Raw genomic sequence first — 15,305 nt, forward strand, 5'->3', positions numbered from 1 at the left:
TGTCCGGCGCGCGCCAAACCCCCGATATTTCGTGGATTTGGCGCCAGTGGTGCAGGATTAATGGGTCCTGACCCTAGCCTGATCTACAGCCTCTTCAACAATTCGGTCGTGGGCCAGGCGTCTGCCGGAAGGCCCAGCCGAACCTGTTCTTTTTGAACGGCGGCGCGGGTCAGCTTGCCCAGGATACCATCCACCTTGCCCACGTCGTGTCCGCGCGCCTTGAGCCTGGTCTGGAGCTGTTTCATCTGGCTTGAGCTGAGCGCCGGATCGGGATTGCCTGCATCATAGCGCGGCCCGCCTTCCAGGCGGGTGGCGAAATAGGCTGCCGTGGTCACGTAGACGAAGCTTTTGTTCCATTCGAAATACACCCTGAAGTTCGGATAGGCGAGGAAGGCCGGGCCCTTGCGCCCTTGCGGCAGCAGCAGCGAGGCGGGCAGGTTCGCCAGTTGTCCCTGGCGCGGTTTGACTCCAAGCCGTTCCCAATCGCGGGCGTTCATCTGCGTATCCAGCCCGGATTTCGACCAGTCCAGATTCTGCGGCACGCTGACTTCTTGCAGCCACGGTTCGTTCTTGCGCCAGCCCAGGCTTGCCAGCATCCTGCCACCCGACATCAGCGCGTCCTGGGGCGAGGTTTTCAGGCTGACTTTGCCGTCGCCATCCCCGTCCACGCCGTTTTCAATGATGTCGGCAGGCAGCATCTGAACCATGCCGATCTCTCCGGCCCAGGCGCCGGTGGTGGTGGCGGGGTTGAAATTGCCCATCTCGTAAAGTTCCAGCGCGGCGAAGACCTGCGGGCGGAACAGGGCGGGGCGGCGGCAGTCATGCGCCAGCGTCACCAGCGAGTTCAGCGTGTTGAAATTGCCCTGAAACGCGCCGTAATCGGTTTCGAACGCCCAGAATGCCAGAAGCACACCCCGCGATACGCCGTACTGGCGCTCGATCCGGTCGAAGGTGCCGGCATATTGGCGGGCTTTCTTGCGGCCCGTGTCGATCCGGTTCTGGCTAATCAGGCGCTGCGAGAAATCAAGAAAGGGCATCTGGAACACGCCTTGCGAGCGGTCCGCCTTGAGCGTCTTGGGATCCTGGCGCACGCTGGAAAAGAAGCGATCGACGCTTGTCCGGGAATGGCCCTTGGCCATGGCCTCGTTCTTGAGCTCGTTGACAAAACCGCCAAATGAGCCGCCACAAGGGGTTTGGGCCAGGGCCGGCCCTGCGGACAGGGCAAAAGCGGCCAGAAAGGAAACGATGCGCATGGATCAACCTCTTAAAGAATTCTGAACAGAGGTTAACAGGAAGCGAGAAGGGGGCAACCGTCAGAACAGTCCAATCAGGATCACGAGTGCAAGGAAAATGGCCCAACCCCGCCACAGCGCGGTGCAGGCGGCATCGATGTCGTCCGGGCCGGGCGCCTTGCGGCCCGCTGCGTTGACATAGGGAAAATCGCGTTGCACGCCATCATAGGCGCGCGGTCCCGCGATAGCCACGTTCAGCGCGCGGGCCATGGCGGCTTCGGGCCAGCCGGCATTTGGAGAGCGGTGCAGACCGGCATCGGCGCGAATGTCCCGCCAGTCCGCCAGCCCGTGATGCGTGGCGGCGATCAACAGGGCGGTCAGCCGGGCGGGGATCCAGTTCAGCAGGTCATCCAGCCGCGCGGCCGCCCAACCAAAGGCGGCGAACCGTTCGCTGCGATAACCGATCATGCTGTCGGCGGTGTTCACGGCCTTGTAGATCAACAGGCCAGGCAGGCCGCCCAGCAGGTACCAGAAGGCGGGCGCGATCACCCCATCGCTGAAATTCTCGGCTGCGCTTTCGATGGCAGAGCGGGTGACGGCCGCCGGATCCATCGTGGCGGTGTCGCGGCTGACGATACGGGCCACGGCGCGCCGCCCGTCGCCTGTCGATAGGCGCAGGGCCTCGCCCACCGCGCGCACATGATCGATCAGCGACCGGTGCGCCAGCAGGATGGCCACCACCAGCATTTCCGGCAGCCAGCCAGGCGCCGCGATCAAAACCCCCAAAGCCCACATGCCCAGCACCAATGCCAGCATCAGCAACACGCCCAAAATCCGCCGCGCGCGACCTGTGTTCAGCCCAGCCTCGGCCCATCCGATCAGCCGCCCCATCATCACCGCAGGGTGAGGCAGGCGCTTCCAGATCCAGTCGGGCTCGCCCAGAATGGCGTCCAGAACCAGCGCGAGGGCAAGAATTCCTGCGGTGCTCACAGCGCGGCCTCCAGCTGTTGCCAGCGCGCTGGGGCGGGCAGGCCCAGGCGCAAAAAGCTGTTTGAATACGGGAAGATGCGGCTCCAGACATGGTGTCGCGCCAGGCGGTCTTGCCATGCTGGGGCGTTGTCCACCTCGTACAGACGGAACAGGGTTGTGCCACCGATTGTACGCGCTCCGGCATGGCTCAGCAGCGCATCAAGCCGGGCAGCATCGTCGCTCAGCCGGGCGCGGGTTTGCGCCGCCCAGCCCGCGTCGCGCAGCGCGGCGGCCCCGATCCACAGGGCGGGACCAGACACCGCCCATGGCCCGGTCAGCGCTTGCAGCCGGTCGATCAGGGCTGGTTCGCCAATGGCAAAACCAAGCCGCAGGCCGGCCAATCCCCAGAACTTGCCAAAACTCTTGAGAACGATGCGTCCCGGTCTCGCCGCGTGGGCGACAAGGCTCTGCTCCGGGCAGATATCGCAAAAACTCTCGTCGATAATCGTCAGCGGCGCGTTCAGGTCATGCGCCGACCACAACCGCCCCGTGGGGTTGTTGGGATGCACCAGAACACGCGCCTTCGGGGCGTCGTCGGACAGATGCCAGCCATGCGCCGCAAAGGCGGCGGCATGTTCGTTATAGGTCGGTGACGGGATGTCCACAGCGCCCGGTGCGGCCAGCGCCGGAAGACGCGCGATCAGGGCTGAGGCGCCGGGCGCTGCAAGTATGCCCGCGCCGTCAGGCACATTCCAGAAGCTGCGCGCGGCTTCTGTCAGCGCCTCTTGCGCGGCAATGTCGGGCAGGTCGGCCCAGGCGGATGGTGCGATTTCGGGCAGCGGATAAGCCACCGGGTTGATCCCGGTGGACAGATCCAGCCAATCGCGCCGCGCCCCGCCCCAACGCGCCATGGCCGCGTCGAGTCCTCCGCCGTGGTCACGGGGCGCGGCTTGGGGCGCGGGCAGGGGCAAATCGGTCATGGTCTGTCTCCGGGGTCTCGCGTGGTTCAATCGGAAAACACGGGATTCGGCAAGACACCGCCGGTCCACCAACCGTTAACCAGCCATTAACCTTTCGTTAGGACAATTGCGCCACCTACGATGACAGTTGAATTGGCGCAACAAATGCCGGATGCGGCAGGGGGAGTGAATGCGCGCCTTGATTGTGGAAAGCCAGGCCGATCTGGGTGGTCTCTGGCAACGTCATTTGTGGCGCCTTGGGGTCGAGACCGATCTTGTGACATCTCAGGAAGGCGCGATGCGGGCCTTGCAGGAGGGTGGCTATGACGTGATGGTGCTTGACCTTGTGCTGCGCGATGGCGCCGCGCTGGCCCTTTCGGATTATGCCAGCTACCGGCATCCCGATTTACAGGTGATCTTTGTCACCGACACGGCGTTTTTCTCGGACGGGTCGATCTTCAACCTGTGCAGCAACGCACGCGCCTTTGTACCCACCGCCACGCCGCCAGAGGATCTGGCCGCCATGGTCGAGCATTACGGCGCGCCCCGCGCGGCCTCCTGACCGCGTTCAGCCCCGGCCATGGGGGGCGTCGTAATCCAGCACCGGGTTGATTGGCAGAATCCGGTTGGGATTGATGCTCTCGTGGCTGTAATGATAGTGCCGCACGATGTGATCCAGCTTGACCGTTTCCGCGATCCCCGGCATCTGGAACAATTCGCGCGTATAGGCCCAAAGGTTGGGATAATCCACGATCCGGCGGCGGTTGCACTTGAAATGCAGATGATAAACCGGGTCAAACCGGATCAGCGTCGTGAACAGGCGCCAGTCTGCCTCGGTCAGCCTGTCACCCATCAGGTAGCGGCGGGACGCCAGGCGCTGCTCCAGCCAGTCCAGCGTCTCGAACACCGGATAGACCGCCTCGTCATAGGCGGCCTGTGTACCGGCAAAGCCGCTCTTGTACACGCCGTTGTTCAGCGTGTGATAAACACGTTCGTTCACCGCCTCGATCTCGTCGCGCAAAGCGGCGGGCCAGAAATCGTTGGTATTCCCGGTGATCCCGTCAAAGGCGCTGTTGAACATACGGATGATCTCGGCACTTTCGTTCGAAACAATGGTGTCCCGCGCCGTGTCCCACAGGATCGGAACGGAAACACGGCCCGAATAGCCGGGGTCGGCACGGCAATAGATCTGGTGGGCATGAACGCTGGCGAACAACTGGTCGCCGGAGGCGCCGGGGAAATCTGTGTCGAAATGCCAACCATCGTCCAACATGTCGGGATGAACCACCGATACGCCGATATGCGGCGTCAGCCCCTTGAGCGTGCGAAAGATCAGCGTGCGATGCGCCCAGGGGCAGGCATAGCTGACATACAGATGATAGCGCCCGCTTTCAGCCTTGAACCCGCCAACGCCACTGGGGCCGGGCGCCCCATCACGCGTGATCCAGTTTCGAAACTGCGCCGCCGAGCGGATGAACTTGCCTCCCGATGTCGCGGTATCCAGCGGGGCATTGACCCAAACGCCGTCCAGCAGATGTCCCATCTTGATCCTCCATTGACCCGCCCTCTACCTAAGGCGATGCCTGCCTGCGGGAAACACCCTCCGGCGCAAATGTGTTGCGCGCCTGCGCACATCGCGCCAAAGGTGCGAAACCCGACTTGACCGAATCCGGCCAAGGCCCGACCCTTTGCGCAAGGATGGAGAACGCGCATGTCGACCTATATCACACCGGAAATCCAGGCCGGACTGGACGCCGCCCGCAAGAAAGATCTCAAACGGCGCAACAAGCTGCGCGTCGAGGCAGACGGGCGCAGCTTTCGCGTGCTCCGGTTCCGCGAAGACGGGTTCACGCTGGACATCGAAGACGCGCCACATCTGCGCGGCCTGGTGGACCTTTACGATGGTGGCCGGCATTTCCTGCAATGCCTGATCGTGGCCTCCGCGGCAGAGGGCGACGAGATGCAGTACGAATTCAAACGCGCCACCCCCGCCACCGACCGTGCGCCGGTGGATTTCGATCAGGGGGAATTCGTCCCGGCCGGATTGATCACCGAGAGCTGAGCCGTACTGCCTTTCATTGTTCCGAAAATACTCGAAAAGCGCGCCAAAGGCGCGCCACGCCCAACGCTTTCAGGCGCAGCTTTGCTGCGCTGAAAAGCGGCGGGAGCCCCCCCAAACCGCTCACTGAAGGTCCGAAAACGCCCGCGTCAGCCGCTCGGCCGCGTCGATCACGCGGGCGCGCTGGGTTGCCAGATTGATGCGCTGAAATGTTTCACCACCAGCCCCAAATCCCGGCCCCGGCGACACGGCAATCCGCGCTTCCTCGCGAAAGCGGCGCTCGATCTCGTCATGCGCCATACCTGTGCCGGAAAAATCCACCCAGGCAAGATAGGTGGACTGCAACGGCATCGACCAGACCCCGGGAATGGCGTTCATCGCGGCGTCAAATACAGCCCGGTTTCCCTCCAGATGGGCAATCTGCGCATCCACCCACCGCGCGCCATCCGGCGAATAGGCCGCCGTGATCATGTCGATCGCCAGGGCGCCGGGCGAGTAATCCATCTTGCGCAGGGTCTGCTTCATGTCCGCGCGCAACGTGGTGTCCGGGATGATCATGTTGCCGGTGCGCTGCCCGGCGATGTTGAAGGTCTTGGAAGCCGCAGTCAGCGTGACCGTACTATGTCGGAAATCAGGCGCCGCAACATCCATCGGCACAAACCTGTTGCCGGGATAGACCAGATCGTGATGCACCTCGTCCGATACCAGGATCAGCCCGTTGCGTTCTGCAAATTCAGCCACGGCACACAGTTCCTGCGGCGTCCAGATGCGGCCTGACGGGTTCTGCGGCGAACACCACAGCAGCACCTTTTCGTCGCCCCGCAAACGGCTCTGCGCATCGTCCAGATCCAGCGCATAGCTGTCGCCCTCCCGCACCAGTGGGCATTCCACCACCCGGCGCCCGGCCTTGTTCACCTTGAGCGCGAATTCGTGATAGACGGGGCTGAAAATCACCACCCCTTCGCCAGGCTTGGCCCAGGTGGTCACACAACAGGCAATCGCATGGCCCAGCCCCTGCGATGTAAGGATCCAGTCGGTATCAATTTCCCAATCGTGGCGGAATTGCATCCACCAGCGGATGGCGGCCAGATAGGCGGGATGGTCCCAGGAATAGCCAAAGACTCCGTGATCGGCCGCCCGGCGCACGGTTTCGATCACGCAGGGCGCCGTGGGGTAATCGGAATCCGCCGTCCACATGCCCAGCGCATCGTCCCCGGCAAGACCATAAAGCCGCTCCAGCTTGTCCCATTTGCTGGCATGCGTGCCGCGCCGGTCAATCACCGTGTCAAAATCGAACTCCATGGCAAAAACTCCGTCAATCCTGTCCAAAGGTCCGCGGTCCGGCCCGCACGTTAGCCGGATCGCCGCCGGGCGCAACCCCGTTGCACCGCTCGCGCGCATGTCCTAGATGATGCGCATGATCAAGCCTATTCTCATCCACCCCGATCCCCGCCTGAAAAAGGTCTGCGAAGCCGTCGACGACCTGAGCGACGAACGCCGCGCCCTGGCCCAGGACATGCTGGCGACCATGTATGATGCCCCCGGCATCGGGCTGGCCGCGCCGCAGGTGGGTGTTCTGGAGCGGCTGATCGTGCTGGATTGCATCAAGGAAGGCGCGCCACAGCCGACGGTGATGTTCAACCCCGAGGTGCTGTCCCTGTCGGATGACCTGAATACCTACGAAGAAGGCTGTCTGTCGATCCCCGAGCAATTCGCCGAAGTAACGCGCCCCGCCGAGGTGCGCGTGGGCTGGATCGACATGCACGGCAACCCGCAAGAACAGGATTTCGACGGTCTGTGGGCCACCTGTGTCCAGCACGAGATCGACCACCTGAATGGCAAACTGTTCATTGACTATCTGGGCCCGATGAAACGGCAGATGATGACGCGCCGGTCACAGAAATTCAAACGCGAACTGGCCCGCGGATGAGCGTTCTGCCGATCGTGATCTGGCCCGACGACCGGCTGTCGCAGGTCTGCACCCCCGTGGGCGAAGAGGATTTCGAACAGCTGGTGCGCGATATGTTCGACACGATGTATGGCGCCGGGGGGCGAGGCCTTGCGGCGCCCCAGATCGGGGTGATGCGTCGCCTTTTCGTGATGGATGCCGGCTGGAAACAGGGCGATCCCACCCCCGAGGCCTTTCTGGATCCGGTGATCACGGTCCGTGAGTCGCGAACCCGGGTGGAGGAAGAAGGTTGCCTGTCGCTTCCGGGGCTGATGGTGCCGGTCGAGCGGCCCGTGGCGATTACGCTGGCGTGGCGCGATGCGCGCGGCGATATGCACATGCGTGATTTCGACGGGTTCGAGGCGCGCTGCATCCAGCACGAGATCGATCATCTTGACGGACGGGTGACACCGGATCACCTGGGCCCTGAGGACCGCGCCGCGATGCTGGCCGGTTACGTCACGCCATGACAATGCGCCGCTGCGTGCCCTGGCCCGACAAGCGCCTGCGCACAGCCGCCGCAGCGGTGGAGGCGATCACCGACGAGGTGCGGCAGGTCTGGCAGGATCTGATCGACACGATGGAAGCGATGCCCGGTGTGGGCATGGGGGCCAACCAGATCGGTGTCATGCTGCGGCTGGTGGTGGTGGATGCCAGCCAGGAGCGCGGTCAGGTGGTGCGGATGGCCAATCCCCAGATCCTGCATGCCAGCGTTCAGCTGCGCGCCCATGAAGAGGCCAGCCCGAATCTGCCCGGCGTTTCGGCCCGGATCGAACGGCCCCGCGCGGTGACAGTGCGCTACATGAATGAAAACGGAGAGATCGCCGAAAAGGATTTTGTCGGGCTGTGGGCCACGTCGGTGCAACACCAGATCGATCATATCAACGGCAGGATGTATTTCGACCACCTGAGCAAGGTGAAACGCGACATGCTGATCAGGAAAGCACGCAAGCTGCGGTAGGGTACAAAATTCTTCGAAGAATTTTGCCAAGGAAATTTTGAAATTTCTTTGCGCCGGTTGAGAGGGAAGGGCACAGACAATGCGGATCGTATTCATGGGCACGCCGGAGTTTTCGGTTCCTGTTCTCGATGCACTGGTAGAGGCGGGCCACGACATCGCCGCCGTCTATTGTCAGCCCCCCCGCCCTGCCGGGCGCGGCAAGAAGGACCGTCCCACGCCCGTCCATGCCCGCGCGGCGGAACTGGGGCTGATGGTGCGTCACCCGGTTTCTCTGAAAGGCGCCGCAGAACAGGCCGAATTTGCCGCTTTGCGGACGGATGTCGCCGTGGTGGTGGCCTATGGGCTGATCCTGCCACAGCCGGTTCTGGACGCACCTGCGCATGGTTGCCTCAATATCCATGCCAGCCTGCTGCCACGCTGGCGCGGCGCGGCGCCAATTCACCGGGCGATCATGGCCGGGGATGCGCAAACCGGCATCTGTATCATGCAGATGGAGGCCGGGCTGGATACCGGGCCGGTTCTGCTCCGGTCGACGACGCCCATTCGGGCCGAGGAGACCACAGCCAGCCTGCATGACCGCCTTTCGGGCATGGGTGCGGCCCTGATTGTCAGGGCGCTGGACAGCCTGGACACCCTGACGCCCATGCCGCAGCCCGAAGAGGGCGTGACCTATGCCCACAAGATCGACAAATCCGAGGCCCGCATCGACTGGGTCGCACCCGCCGAAGAGGTTGACCGCAAAATCCGCGGCCTGTCCCCCTTTCCCGGCGCCTGGACCGAGATCGACGGGCAGCGTGTCAAGCTGCTGGCCTCGCGGCTGGCGACGGGCGCCGGCAACCCCGGTACATTGCTGGATGATACGCTGACCGTGGCCTGTGGGCGCGGCGCGATACAGCTTCTGCGCTTGCAACGGGCGGGCAAGGGCGCGCAGGATGCCCGGACATTCTTGCGCGGCTTTCCACTTGATAAGGGCCGCCAGTTTTAGGAGAGGCGCATGTTCTTTACCTTTTTCGGCACGGTGATCATCGCCGGAATCATCGGGTACGCCTCCGAGCGCACGGGGTTCACCCGCAATGGCTATATCCCATCGATCATCATCTGTGTCGGAGGCGCATTCCTGTTCTACATGGTCAGCCGCATGTTCCAGATCGGGTTCGGCAGCCCGGGGCTGAACGCCATCATCAGCTCGGTCGGGGCGCTGATCATCGTGCCAACCCACTGGCGCAGATAGAGTCCAACAGGGCACAGTCTGAACAAAAATCGAAAAATTGTAGACGTCTGCCGCCGCCTCGCGTTAAGATTCCATTCATAAACGCGGCCGCCTGAACGAGCCGCACCCTATATATGAGGCAGCAGAGCAGTGGCTTTCTTCGGATTCGGAGGCGATACAGCCGCGCCGAAAGTGACCGTTGTGACCACCATGAAGGACGAGGGGGCCTATATCCTCGACTGGGTGGCGCATTACCGGGCGCTGGGGGCGACGGATATCGTCGTATTTACAAATGATTGCAGCGACCAGACAGACCTGATCCTGCGTAACCTCAACCGCATGGGCGAAGTGCATCACCGGTTCAACCGCGTGATGCGGCGCGGCCCGCACAAAAGCGCGCTGATGTGGGGCGAACACGAGGCCGCCGTGCGCGAGGCCGACTGGATCCTGGTCGTGGATGTGGACGAGTACCTGCAAATCAACGTGGGCGACGGTACGTTCAAGGCGCTGATCGACAGCTTTCCCGGCGTGGATGCCATTTCGCTGGTGTGGCGCATCTTTGGCAATGCCGGGGTGCAGGACATTACCGACACGCCGGTGCCGATGCAATTCACCCGCACGCAACCCGCCCAGGGACGCGAGGGCGAGCACCGCTTCTTCAAGACCCTGTTCCGCAATGACCGCACCATGTTCAACCGCATGGGCGTGCACCGCCCCTTCATCGAACAGAACGCGGGGCCCATCAACTGGATCACACCCGACGGCACCCGGTTTGACGCGCGCCAGATCAAGGGCGCGCTGCATGTGAACACGGGCTATGGCTATGAGGTGGCACAGCTCAATCACTACGCGCTGCGGTCGATGGATTCCTTCCTCAACAAACAGCGCCGCGGCCGGGCCAATCACGTCAAGGGCAAGATCGATCTGAAATACTGGCTGAAATTCGACCACAACGATGTCGAGGACGAGGCGCTGGCCAACAGCTTCAACCGGGCGCTCAAGGTCAAGGATCTCTTGTTGCGCGATGCCGCGCTGGCCAAACATCACGTGGCGGCGTTTGACTGGGCACGGGATCGGGCGCTCAAGGCGCGGCGCCAGCCCATGGCAAAGACATTCCTTGCCAAGCTGGAGCAGCGCACCGAGTTGGATCTGGCCGCCTGATCGGCCTGATATCTTTCACCTTACTGGAGCCTGACATGGCCATATCTGACACTCTTGCCGCGCGCATCATGGACGTGGTGTGCGAGTACAATCTTGGCGGCAATATCGTCATGCTGGGGCGCCAGCGCTGGATCGGCAAACGGCGCAAACGCTCGGCGGCGCTGTTCGATACCACGCTTGAACGTCATTTTCCGGGGCTGACCGAGAACGATCTCAAGAACGCCGACGATCATTTCTGCGAAACGTTTTTTCGCAAGATTGGCTTTGACAAGATCGACAGCATGGACGTGTCCGATTTCGAGGACGCATCAATCGTGCAGGATCTGGCCGGAGAACTGCCCGACGATCTGACAGGCCGGTTCGACGTGGTCTATGACGGGGGCACCTGCGAGCATGTCTTTGACCTGCCCACCGCCTATCGCAACATTCACAAAATGCTGAAACCGGGCGGCGTGCTGATCGGCCATTCGCCCTCCAACAACTGGATCAACCACGGTTTTTACCAGATCACGCCGGAAATGGTGTATGGGTTCTGGGAGAAAACGCTGGGCTATGACGTGTTGCAATGCGCCTTGCAGCCCATGCTGCCGATGTTCGCCAATCGCGTCGTGACCACGTCCAACCCCAACAGGACCGGCGTGCGCCCGCGCCTTCAGGGCAAGCTGCCCGAAGGCCCGGTGATCCTGACCTATGCGGTGCGCAAACCGCTGGAAGGGGCCGGGGACGGCAGCGACAAGGTTTATCAGACCGATTATCAGAAGCGCTGGAATGACAGCGCCGGGATCGCCGCCGAGTGATCTTCAAAGCGTTCCGCCAATAACCTGACACACCGGATTTTGGCGCAGCGCGCGAACCACTGATATCTTGCGCGGTGGTCCGCCTTGTCCCTGTCTCAGGGATAAAGCGGGCGGCTTCAGGCTTGCGTGGCGCCGGGTTTGAACGGCGCCATGCCCGCGCGGGCCAGCTCGTCGGCGCGCTCGTTCTCCGGGTGCCCGGCATGGCCCTTGACCCATTCCCAGGTCACGTCATGGCGGGCCTGTGCAGCGTCAAGCCGTTGCCACAGCTCGACATTCTTCAACCCGCCCTTCTTTTTCCAGCCGTTGCGCTTCCAGCCGTGGATCCACTTGGTGATCCCGTCCTTCACATAGGCGCTGTCGGTCACAACCGTGATCCTGCTGGGCCGCTCCAGCGTTTCCAGCGCCATGATCGCGGCCATCAGCTCCATACGGTTGTTGGTGGTCTCGGCATCGCCGCCCGAAAGCGTGCGCTCCTTCAGAACCGCGCCGTCCTGCATCGCGCGCATCAGCACGCCCCAGCCGCCGGGGCCGGGATTGCCGGAACAGGCACCGTCAGTATAGGCAAAAAGATCAGGCACGGGCAGTCATCAGGATAAAAGCGTCCACATTTCCAGACAGTCCCATGCCCTCTCCGGTCACGGCTTGCAACAACGAAAACCCCGCTTCTTCAAGGTGATCGCGCAGTTCGGTTTCCGAGTAGTAGGCATAGAACCGGCCCAGCCCGTCGCGCGCCTCGCCGGTTCCCAGCTTCAGGCCAAGAAACAGGCAACCGCCGTCGCGCAGGGCGCGTTTGATCGCGCGCAAATGGCGCGGAAACGCGGCCCTGGGGACGTGCAGCAGGGAAAAGCTGGCGAACACGCCGTCATAAGCATCTGCCTCGGTGAGATCGCCAAACGTGCCAAGGCGCGCATCGATCCCGTTTTCCCTCGCCGCGTCGACAAATTCCGGCGTGGCGTCCAGCGCGGTGACGTGAAACCCACGCCTTTGCAACTCCACCGCGTGCAATCCGGGGCCGCAACCCAGATCGAACACATGGGCGCCGGGGGGCAGTGCCGCGCAGAACATGTCCAGCGCGTCCTGGTGGTCTTTTGTGACCGGTAGCGCGGCATAATCCCTGTGCTTGCGCGCATAGACGTTCAGGGTTTCGGTGTCGCTCATGCCTCCATCTCGATATCGCGCAACACGCGGGGCACTTTGAAATTCACCCGCTCGACGGCGGTTTCCACCTGCTCCACCGTCACGTCGAACCGGTCGCGAAAGGCGTCGATTACCTCGTTCACCAACACTTCGGGCGCGCTGGCTCCGGCGGTGATGCCCACGGATCGCACGCCGTCCAGGGCGCGCCAGTCGATCTCGGCGGCGCGCTGCACCAATTGGCTGTAGGCACAGCCATTCTTGGCGCCCACCTCGACCAGGCGGCGCGAGTTGGAGGAATTCGGCGCCCCCACCACAAGGATCGCATCCACCCCGGGCGCAATCGCCTTCACGGCTTCCTGCCGGTTGGTGGTGGCGTAACAGATATCTTCCTTGTGCGGGCCGACAATATTGGGAAAACGGGCCTGCAAGGCGGCGACAATGCCGATCGTGTCGTCCACCGACAGCGTGGTCTGGGTGACAAAGGCCAGCTTGTCAGGGTCGCGCACCGTGATCCTGTTCACATCCTCTTCGGTTTCCACCAGCAACACTTCGCCTTCGGGCAATTGCCCCATCGTGCCAATGGTTTCGGGGTGGCCCGCATGGCCGATCATGACGATCTGAAGACCGTTTTCGGAATGGCGCTCGGCCTCGATATGCACCTTCGATACCAGCGGACAGGTGGCATCGACATAGATCATCTCACGCCTTGCGGCTTCGGCGGGCACGGTTTTGGCAACCCCATGGGCCGAAAAGATCACCGGACGGTCGTCCGGGCAGTCGTCCAGTTCCTCGACAAAGACAGCGCCCTTGGCCCGCAGGCCATCCACCACGAACTTGTTATGTACAATTTCGTGGCGCACATAGACAGGCGCGCCCCATTTTTGCAGCGCCATTTCGACGATCTTGATGGCCCGGTCCACTCCGGCGCAGAAACCGCGCGGGGCGGCCAGATGAATGGTCAGGGGGGGCTTGGTCATGTTGGCCTCATTCGCGTTTGCCGCATTGGTAAGCCGTTGCGCGCGCGCGGTCCAGCCATCCGCGCGAGTGGCGAAAATTCTTCAAAGAATTTTGCCAGGAAAATTCGAATTTTCCTGCGCGCCCGAAACGCGGGGCGGGGTAAGGAAAAACCGGGGCGCATGGCCCCGGTTGATCCTATTTGTCGCTGTACTCGACTTCGCGGTCGCGGTCAGGCATCGGTTCGCGCGGGGGCCGTCCGATCACTTCGCGCAATCCGTCCAGCTCGATAAAGTTGTCGGCCTGGCGGCGCAGCTCGTCCGAGATCATGGGCGGCTGGCTGCGGATGGTTGACACCACCGAAACACGCACGCCTTGCCGTTGCAGGCTTTCCACCAGCGGCCGGAAATCCCCATCTCCGGAAAACAGCACGATATGATCCACGCGCGGCGCCAGCTCCATCGCATCCACAGCCAGCTCGATATCCATGTTCCCCTTGACCTTGCGGCGGCCCTGGGAGTCTGTGTACTCCTTGGCCGGCTTGGTCACCATGGTAAAGCCGTTGTAATGCAGCCAGTCCACCAGCGGGCGGATCGGAGAATACTCGTCATTCTCCAATAGCGCCGTATAGTAGAAGGCCCGAAGCAGTTTGCCGCGCCGCATGAACTCTTGTCGGAGCAGTTTATAGTCGATATCGAATCCCAGCGACTTGGCCGCTGCATACAGATTCGACCCGTCAATGAACAGCGCAAGCCGTTCGTCTTTATAAAACATCAATAATGTCCTTTCTGACTCTGCTGCGCCTTGAGAAGTCCCGTGAGTGTAAATATTGCAGGCGCAACAGGTCATATAGGGTAATGAAATTCCGCGCACCTTCAAGAGATCGCGCGTGATTTTGCAAGGCTACGTGACAAAAGGTTAACAAAAAGTGAATGAACTTGGCCTGTTAGCGCTGGGCGGCAACCTTCCTTCCGTCGCAGGACCCCCGGCACAAACCCTTGCCGCCGCGCTCGCGGCGCTGAATTCGGGCGAAATCCGGCTTTGCGCGGTGAGTCGATTCTTTGCCACTCCCTGCTTTCCGGCCGGGGCCGGACCCGACTATGTCAACGCGGCCGCCAGCTTTGTGACAACGCTGTCGCCGGGCCAGGTGCTGGACCGGCTGCACGCAATCGAGGCCGCGTTTGGCCGCGCGCGGGTGCAGCGTTGGGGCATGCGCACGCTGGACCTGGACCTGATCGCCTGCGGCGACCGCGTGCTGCCCGATGCCGGCATCCAGCGCGCCTGGCGGGAGTTGCCGCCCCGGGCGCAGGCGCAAAACGCCCCGTCAGACCTGATTCTTCCGCATCCCCGCTTGCAGGATCGTGCCTTTGTGCTTGGCCCGCTGTGCGACATCGCCGGCCAGTGGCGCCACCCGGTTCTCGGACACAGCGTGGCGGAAATGTATTCCGCCCTGCCAGAAAGTGACCGGGCGGCCCTGAAGCCTCTGTAAATCTGCTTGTCAAGGGTGCAAAACCCCCTTACATACACGGCTTCCATCCGATCCCCGAGAACAGGAGTGCCCCATGGCCCGCGTTACCGTAGAAGATTGCGTCGACAAGGTTCCGAACCGTTTCGAGCTGGTCATGCTTGCCTCGCACCGTGCGCGCGAAATCTCGTCCGGCGCCCCGATCACCCTGGATCGCGACAATGACAAGAACCCGGTTGTCGCCCTGCGCGAGATTGCCGAGGAAACACAGACCGCGGACGAACTGCGCGAGCGCCTGATCGAGAGTAACCAGAACCAGATCGAGGTGGACGAGCCCGAGGATGACAAGATGGCGCTTTTGATGGGCGCCGAAAACGATGCCCCGGCCGAGGATGAAATGTCCGAGGAAAAACTGCTGCGCGCGCTGATGGAAGCGCAAGGTCAGGGCTAAGT

The 15,305-nt window shown here is 62.5% G+C and carries 20 protein-coding genes; 11 read left to right on the forward strand and 9 right to left on the reverse strand.

What is annotated here, in order from left to right:
* Positions 1-83: 83 nt before the first annotated feature.
* Genes I3253_RS18765 through cobD form a run of 3 tightly spaced genes read right to left on the reverse strand, consistent with a single transcriptional unit; the run spans position 84 to position 3,181 of the window.
* Positions 84-1,253 (reverse strand): lytic murein transglycosylase, encoded by a 1,170-nt coding sequence (locus tag I3253_RS18765; RefSeq protein WP_197919353.1) that lies wholly within the window; start codon positions 1,251-1,253, stop codon positions 84-86.
* A gap of 60 nt (positions 1,254-1,313) precedes the next feature.
* Entirely contained in the window at positions 1,314-2,222 is a 909-nt protein-coding gene (gene cbiB / locus I3253_RS18770) for an adenosylcobinamide-phosphate synthase CbiB (protein ID WP_197919354.1), read from the reverse strand.
* On the reverse strand, positions 2,219-3,181 hold the full coding sequence (gene cobD, locus I3253_RS18775) for a threonine-phosphate decarboxylase CobD (protein ID WP_197919355.1): 963 nt from the start codon (positions 3,179-3,181) through the stop codon (positions 2,219-2,221). The genes cbiB and cobD overlap by 4 nt, the downstream gene beginning before the upstream one ends.
* A 169-nt stretch (positions 3,182-3,350) precedes the next feature.
* On the opposite strand from cobD, the gene I3253_RS18780 reads away from it, so the two are divergent.
* Positions 3,351-3,722, forward strand: coding sequence for a DNA-binding transcriptional response regulator (locus tag I3253_RS18780; RefSeq protein WP_197919356.1), 372 nt, complete (start codon positions 3,351-3,353; stop codon positions 3,720-3,722).
* Between the two features lie 6 nt (positions 3,723-3,728).
* On the opposite strand, the gene I3253_RS18785 is transcribed toward I3253_RS18780, so the two are convergent.
* Positions 3,729-4,703 (reverse strand): glutathione S-transferase family protein, encoded by a 975-nt coding sequence (locus tag I3253_RS18785; RefSeq protein ID WP_197919357.1) that lies wholly within the window; start codon positions 4,701-4,703, stop codon positions 3,729-3,731.
* Positions 4,704-4,871: 168 nt separating this feature from the next.
* On the opposite strand from I3253_RS18785, the gene I3253_RS18790 reads away from it, so the two are divergent.
* Positions 4,872-5,222 carry a hypothetical protein gene (locus I3253_RS18790; RefSeq protein WP_197919358.1) on the forward strand — a complete coding sequence of 117 codons (351 nt, stop codon included), beginning with the start codon at positions 4,872-4,874 and terminating at the stop codon, positions 5,220-5,222.
* A 120-nt stretch (positions 5,223-5,342) separates the two neighbouring features.
* Here the strand turns inward: I3253_RS18790 and I3253_RS18795 are convergent, their stop codons facing one another.
* A complete protein-coding gene (locus I3253_RS18795) occupies positions 5,343-6,521 on the reverse strand; it encodes a MalY/PatB family protein (protein ID WP_197919359.1) in 1,179 nt (392 codons plus the stop codon).
* Between the two features lie 115 nt (positions 6,522-6,636).
* On the opposite strand from I3253_RS18795, the gene def (I3253_RS18800) reads away from it, so the two are divergent.
* The 7 genes from def (I3253_RS18800) to I3253_RS18830 all read left to right on the forward strand — a co-directional run bounded on the left by def (I3253_RS18800) (position 6,637) and on the right by I3253_RS18830 (position 11,296).
* Entirely contained in the window at positions 6,637-7,149 is a 513-nt protein-coding gene (gene def, locus I3253_RS18800) for a peptide deformylase (protein ID WP_197919360.1), read from the forward strand.
* Complete coding sequence (gene def, locus I3253_RS18805) at positions 7,146-7,637, forward strand: peptide deformylase (RefSeq protein WP_197919361.1); 492 nt, start codon at positions 7,146-7,148, stop codon at positions 7,635-7,637. Before def (I3253_RS18800) ends, def (I3253_RS18805) begins: the two co-directional genes overlap by 4 nt.
* Positions 7,634-8,128 carry a peptide deformylase gene (gene def / locus I3253_RS18810; protein WP_197919362.1) on the forward strand — a complete coding sequence of 165 codons (495 nt, stop codon included), beginning with the start codon at positions 7,634-7,636 and terminating at the stop codon, positions 8,126-8,128. The genes def (I3253_RS18805) and def (I3253_RS18810) overlap by 4 nt, the downstream gene beginning before the upstream one ends.
* A gap of 79 nt (positions 8,129-8,207) precedes the next feature.
* Positions 8,208-9,113: a methionyl-tRNA formyltransferase gene (gene fmt, locus I3253_RS18815; protein WP_197919363.1), complete on the forward strand. Its 906-nt coding sequence runs from the start codon at positions 8,208-8,210 to the stop codon at positions 9,111-9,113.
* 9 nt (positions 9,114-9,122) lie between these two features.
* Positions 9,123-9,359, forward strand: a complete 237-nt coding sequence (locus tag I3253_RS18820; RefSeq protein ID WP_197919364.1) for a hypothetical protein — start codon at positions 9,123-9,125, stop codon at positions 9,357-9,359.
* A gap of 129 nt (positions 9,360-9,488) precedes the next feature.
* Positions 9,489-10,499 (forward strand): glycosyltransferase family 2 protein, encoded by a 1,011-nt coding sequence (locus I3253_RS18825; protein ID WP_197919365.1) that lies wholly within the window; start codon positions 9,489-9,491, stop codon positions 10,497-10,499.
* A gap of 35 nt (positions 10,500-10,534) precedes the next feature.
* On the forward strand, positions 10,535-11,296 hold the full coding sequence (locus I3253_RS18830) for a class I SAM-dependent methyltransferase (RefSeq protein ID WP_197919366.1): 762 nt from the start codon (positions 10,535-10,537) through the stop codon (positions 11,294-11,296).
* Between the two features lie 116 nt (positions 11,297-11,412).
* On the opposite strand, the gene rnhA is transcribed toward I3253_RS18830, so the two are convergent.
* The 4 genes from rnhA to I3253_RS18850 all read right to left on the reverse strand — a co-directional run bounded on the left by rnhA (position 11,413) and on the right by I3253_RS18850 (position 14,161).
* The gene (rnhA, locus tag I3253_RS18835; RefSeq protein ID WP_197919367.1) at positions 11,413-11,874 is read right to left on the reverse strand and encodes a ribonuclease HI; all 462 of its coding nucleotides are present in this window, start codon (positions 11,872-11,874) and stop codon (positions 11,413-11,415) included.
* Positions 11,867-12,454 (reverse strand): class I SAM-dependent DNA methyltransferase, encoded by a 588-nt coding sequence (locus I3253_RS18840; protein ID WP_197919368.1) that lies wholly within the window; start codon positions 12,452-12,454, stop codon positions 11,867-11,869. Before I3253_RS18840 ends, rnhA begins: the two co-directional genes overlap by 8 nt.
* Positions 12,451-13,410, reverse strand: a complete 960-nt coding sequence (ispH, locus tag I3253_RS18845; protein WP_197919369.1) for a 4-hydroxy-3-methylbut-2-enyl diphosphate reductase — start codon at positions 13,408-13,410, stop codon at positions 12,451-12,453. The genes I3253_RS18840 and ispH overlap by 4 nt, the downstream gene beginning before the upstream one ends.
* A 175-nt stretch (positions 13,411-13,585) precedes the next feature.
* Positions 13,586-14,161: a LabA-like NYN domain-containing protein gene (locus I3253_RS18850; protein WP_197919370.1), complete on the reverse strand. Its 576-nt coding sequence runs from the start codon at positions 14,159-14,161 to the stop codon at positions 13,586-13,588.
* Positions 14,162-14,315: 154 nt separating this feature from the next.
* Between I3253_RS18850 and folK the strand changes: the two genes are divergently transcribed.
* Positions 14,316-14,876 (forward strand): 2-amino-4-hydroxy-6-hydroxymethyldihydropteridine diphosphokinase, encoded by a 561-nt coding sequence (gene folK, locus I3253_RS18855; RefSeq protein WP_197919371.1) that lies wholly within the window; start codon positions 14,316-14,318, stop codon positions 14,874-14,876.
* A gap of 73 nt (positions 14,877-14,949) precedes the next feature.
* Positions 14,950-15,303 carry a DNA-directed RNA polymerase subunit omega gene (gene rpoZ, locus I3253_RS18860; RefSeq protein WP_197919372.1) on the forward strand — a complete coding sequence of 118 codons (354 nt, stop codon included), beginning with the start codon at positions 14,950-14,952 and terminating at the stop codon, positions 15,301-15,303.
* The last annotated feature ends 2 nt before the right edge of the window (positions 15,304-15,305 follow it).

Origin of the sequence: Thiosulfatihalobacter marinus, from assembly GCF_016019955.1 — a bacterium.
Lineage (GTDB): Bacteria > Pseudomonadota > Alphaproteobacteria > Rhodobacterales > Rhodobacteraceae > Shimia > Shimia marinus_A.

What these genes read in the sequence shown, in the direction of transcription:
- I3253_RS18765 (WP_197919353.1), bottom strand. Translation starts at nt 1,253, where the DNA reads ATGCGCATCGTTTCCTTTCTGGCCGCTTTTGCCCTGTCCGCAGGGCCG.
- I3253_RS18780 (WP_197919356.1), top strand. Translation starts at nt 3,351, where the DNA reads ATGCGCGCCTTGATTGTGGAAAGCCAGGCCGATCTGGGTGGTCTCTGG.
- fmt (WP_197919363.1), top strand. Translation starts at nt 8,208, where the DNA reads ATGCGGATCGTATTCATGGGCACGCCGGAGTTTTCGGTTCCTGTTCTC.
- def (WP_197919362.1), top strand. Translation starts at nt 7,634, where the DNA reads ATGACAATGCGCCGCTGCGTGCCCTGGCCCGACAAGCGCCTGCGCACA.
- cobD (WP_197919355.1), bottom strand. Translation starts at nt 3,181, where the DNA reads ATGACCGATTTGCCCCTGCCCGCGCCCCAAGCCGCGCCCCGTGACCAC.
- I3253_RS18820 (WP_197919364.1), top strand. Translation starts at nt 9,123, where the DNA reads ATGTTCTTTACCTTTTTCGGCACGGTGATCATCGCCGGAATCATCGGG.
- ispH (WP_197919369.1), bottom strand. Translation starts at nt 13,410, where the DNA reads ATGACCAAGCCCCCCCTGACCATTCATCTGGCCGCCCCGCGCGGTTTC.
- I3253_RS18790 (WP_197919358.1), top strand. Translation starts at nt 4,872, where the DNA reads ATGTCGACCTATATCACACCGGAAATCCAGGCCGGACTGGACGCCGCC.
- def (WP_197919361.1), top strand. Translation starts at nt 7,146, where the DNA reads ATGAGCGTTCTGCCGATCGTGATCTGGCCCGACGACCGGCTGTCGCAG.
- I3253_RS18830 (WP_197919366.1), top strand. Translation starts at nt 10,535, where the DNA reads ATGGCCATATCTGACACTCTTGCCGCGCGCATCATGGACGTGGTGTGC.
- I3253_RS18785 (WP_197919357.1), bottom strand. Translation starts at nt 4,703, where the DNA reads ATGGGACATCTGCTGGACGGCGTTTGGGTCAATGCCCCGCTGGATACC.
- I3253_RS18850 (WP_197919370.1), bottom strand. Translation starts at nt 14,161, where the DNA reads ATGTTTTATAAAGACGAACGGCTTGCGCTGTTCATTGACGGGTCGAAT.
- I3253_RS18840 (WP_197919368.1), bottom strand. Translation starts at nt 12,454, where the DNA reads ATGAGCGACACCGAAACCCTGAACGTCTATGCGCGCAAGCACAGGGAT.
- I3253_RS18795 (WP_197919359.1), bottom strand. Translation starts at nt 6,521, where the DNA reads ATGGAGTTCGATTTTGACACGGTGATTGACCGGCGCGGCACGCATGCC.
- rpoZ (WP_197919372.1), top strand. Translation starts at nt 14,950, where the DNA reads ATGGCCCGCGTTACCGTAGAAGATTGCGTCGACAAGGTTCCGAACCGT.
- def (WP_197919360.1), top strand. Translation starts at nt 6,637, where the DNA reads ATGATCAAGCCTATTCTCATCCACCCCGATCCCCGCCTGAAAAAGGTC.